The sequence below is a fragment of the Mycobacterium sp. TH-M82 genome (genome assembly GCF_057473605.1).
Map to the genome: position 1 here is coordinate 1 of NZ_JBYCKY010000188.1, position 3,005 is coordinate 3,005.

The window sequence follows — 3,005 nt, forward strand, 5'->3', positions numbered from 1 at the left end:
ACTTCGACCGGCACCTGGTAGGTGGCGCCACCGACGCGGCGGCTGCGCACCTCCAGCGCAGGCTTGACATTGTCCAGCGCACGTTTGAGGGTCACCACCGGGTCGGTGGCGGTCTTCTCCCGGGCCTGCTCGAGCGCGCCGTAGACGATATGCTCCGCCAGCGATTTCTTTCCGCGCAGCAGCACCTTGTTGACCAGCTGGGTGACCAGCTGCGACCCGTATACCGGATCGGAAACCAGCGGACGCTTGGGTGCGGGGCCCTTGCGCGGCATCAGCCCTTCTCCTTCTTGGCGCCGTAGCGGCTGCGGGCCTGCTTGCGGTTCTTGACCCCCTGCGTGTCCAGCGAGCCGCGAATGATCTTGTACCGCACGCCGGGCAGGTCCTTCACCCGGCCGCCACGCACCAGCACCATGGAGTGCTCCTGCAGGTTGTGGCCCTCGCCGGGGATGTAGGCCGTGACTTCCACCTGGCTGGTCAGCTTGACGCGCGCGACCTTGCGAAGCGCCGAGTTCGGCTTCTTCGGGGTAGTCGTGTACACGCGGGTGCACACGCCACGGCGCTGCGGGCTGCCCTTGAGGGCCGCAGTCTTGACCTTGCTGATCTTGTCGCGGCGTCCCTTGCGGACCAGCTGCTGAATGGTTGGCATCTACCGGCTTCCTGTGTTGCTGTTCACGTCTCTGTCTGGCATTTGTCCTGCAGTTATGCCCCGCCACGTCACCCCGCGATCGGGTGTGTCGCATGGGCCGGCCGCGGATCTCTCCGCTGCATCATGGACATGCGAATTCGCCCGGCGCGCGCTTTATGTCACCAGAGATGCCACGAAACGCGCCTTCGGTGGCCAGGCACGAGCTATAACAATACCCGGCTGTGCTTGGGCCGGTCAAAACGGCGGCGTATCCGTCGCGCAGCCGCTCCACGGTGAAGGCTTGGTCACCAGTCAATGGCCGTATGGCGCGGAAGTCGCGCCGGTCCAGCGTTAACAGCACGTCGGTGCGGTATTCGGCGGCCAACACGACCGCGGCGCCGTCGGCCAGATCCAGGTTCAGGTCGGTGTACTGGCGCCGGACGGCCAGCGTGGCGCTCAGCAGCCGCGGGGTGGTCGCGGCGATGGTGATTCGAGTCGTTTCAGCCCGGGCGGCCAGGGTGCCCACGATGACGTCAGCAGTGCGCCGATCGGCGCGGATGCTGGCCACCTGATGGACCTCGGCGAGGGTCAGTGGACTGACGACCAACAGACCACAAGTGTCGACGGCTCAGGCCTTCGCGCCGTGCCGGCCCGCGCCGGCGGCGAAGCGGCCCGCACCGCGCTGGGCTTCGTCTGCGACCCGGGCGATGCTGGCAAATTCGTGCGCCATCGCCTCGGATTCGCTCACACCCCACTGGTGCAACGCGGACAACCGATCCGAGCGCAGGCACTGCTGCGGCAGCGCCGCGAGTTCGGCGGCCAGTTGCTCCGCCGCCGGCCGGGCCTGGCCGTTGGGCACCACCCGATTGGCCAGCCCGATCGCATGCGCCTCGGCAGCGCCGACGGCGCGGCCGGTCAAGATCATGTCCATCGCGCGGCTGTGCCCGATCAGCCGGGGCAGCCGCACGGTGCCACCGTCGATCAGTGGCACCCCCCAGCGGCGGCAGAACACCCCGAACACCGCGTCGGCCTCGGCCACCCGCATATCGCACCACAGCGCCAGCTCCAAGCCGCCGGCGACCGCGTAGCCGCTGACCGCGGCGAGCACCGGTTTGGACAGCACCATCCGGGTCGGTCCCATCGGCCCCGGCCCGCTGCGGTGCACCGGGTTGGCATCCGATGTGCCGAAGGCTTTGAGGTCAGCTCCCGCGCAGAAGGTTCCGTTGTCGCCCCACAGCACCGCCACCGCTGCGTCATCGTCATGATCGAACGCGTCGAACGCGGCGTGCAGCGCCGCAGCGGTCGCACCGTTGACGGCGTTGCGCGCCTGCGGCCGGTTCAGAATCACCGTCGTCACCGCACCGTTGCGTTCCACCCGCACCGGGTCACTCATCTCGCCTCCACTGGTTGCTCGAAGTTGCGCCGCCGGCCGAGTTCGGCGGCGAAGTCGGTATAGGCCGCCCGCAGTGCCTCCCCGGGCCAGTCGGGTGGCAGCAGTCCGCTCGGCAGCACCGGATCGGTGAGCAGATGGCGGACCATCGCCGCTGCAACCACGAAGCGGCCGGCAACATCATTGGCAGCGGCCATTGCGTTGCACAACTCGTTTCCGGATTCTGCCCAGCTGGGCAGGTCCCACAGCTGGCCCGCCAGGCCTGCGGGGTCGTCGTCGCGCGCGGTGAACACCCGCGACCGGCCCGAGACGTCGGCATCCAGGGCGATGTCGAGGTTGTCCGGTCGCATCCACACGCCTTCCCGCAATTCCGCTAATCGTTTGCTTGACAACGTGGTTCGCAGTGCCGCTCGAGAGCGGGCATCGTTGCCGACGCTGGTAACCACCACCGTTATCCAGTCACCCCGCCAGGGCCGAGCCCGCGGGCTTAACGCCTCGTCCTGGCGGCGCTGACGCGTCAGCAGCCGCTCCGACAGCCGGTAGCCGCCGGCGGACCGGATCAGGTCGCCGGCAGCCACCATCCGGGTCAGCGCCACCCGCAGCGTCGACTCCTTGATGCCGAAAACCGCCGTCAGCCCGAGCAATTCGGCAGCACTCGCCGATGCGGGATGGGCACCGAGCAACACCGACAACACCACCGACCGCGCGGTCATCCGCGTCAGCGTTGTCGGCATCGACGAGACCCCTTCTAGACCTGGGACGCCTGCCGGCCGTAGTCGCCGAACGGCTCGTCGCGGTGTCGCACCGCCTCGCGGAACCCGTGTGCCACCGAGTCGGCGACGAACGCATGCCCCTCCGGGGTGTGCCGGGCCGCGCCGTCGAACACGGTGGAAACCATCGCGCTGGTGGCCACCCCCTGGGCCAGCAGCGCCGAGTTCAACGCCAGCTTGACCATGATCAACTGGTTGACCGGCATCGCCGCGATCCGGG

5 protein-coding genes and 1 pseudogene are annotated in these 3,005 nt (G+C 68.6%); all 6 read right to left on the minus strand.

Annotated features, from left to right (window positions below; genetic code table 11):
* On the minus strand, nucleotides 1-272 hold a 272-nt coding region (locus AC2VON_RS05620; RefSeq protein ID WP_486952053.1), incomplete at its 3' end, for an uS7 family ribosomal protein.
* Nucleotides 272-646, minus strand: coding sequence for a 30S ribosomal protein S12 (rpsL, locus tag AC2VON_RS05625; protein WP_003403453.1), 375 nt, complete (start codon nucleotides 644-646; stop codon nucleotides 272-274). The genes rpsL and AC2VON_RS05620, both read right to left, overlap by 1 nt.
* Before the next feature lie 121 nt (nucleotides 647-767).
* A complete protein-coding gene (locus AC2VON_RS05630) occupies nucleotides 768-1,193 on the minus strand; it encodes a PIN domain-containing protein (RefSeq protein ID WP_486952054.1) in 426 nt (141 codons plus the stop codon).
* A gap of 60 nt (nucleotides 1,194-1,253) precedes the next feature.
* Nucleotides 1,254-2,018: a crotonase/enoyl-CoA hydratase family protein gene (locus AC2VON_RS05635; RefSeq protein ID WP_486952055.1), complete on the minus strand. Its 765-nt coding sequence runs from the start codon at nucleotides 2,016-2,018 to the stop codon at nucleotides 1,254-1,256.
* Nucleotides 2,015-2,737, minus strand: coding sequence for a PaaX family transcriptional regulator C-terminal domain-containing protein (locus AC2VON_RS05640; RefSeq protein WP_486952056.1), 723 nt, complete (start codon nucleotides 2,735-2,737; stop codon nucleotides 2,015-2,017). The genes AC2VON_RS05635 and AC2VON_RS05640 overlap by 4 nt, the downstream gene beginning before the upstream one ends.
* A 26-nt stretch (nucleotides 2,738-2,763) precedes the next feature.
* A pseudogene (locus tag AC2VON_RS05645) lies at nucleotides 2,764-3,005 on the minus strand (crotonase/enoyl-CoA hydratase family protein); the annotation flags it as partial.

What these genes read in the sequence shown, in the direction of transcription:
- AC2VON_RS05635 (WP_486952055.1), bottom strand. Translation starts at nt 2,018, where the DNA reads ATGAGTGACCCGGTGCGGGTGGAACGCAACGGTGCGGTGACGACGGTG.
- rpsL (WP_003403453.1), bottom strand. Translation starts at nt 646, where the DNA reads ATGCCAACCATTCAGCAGCTGGTCCGCAAGGGACGCCGCGACAAGATC.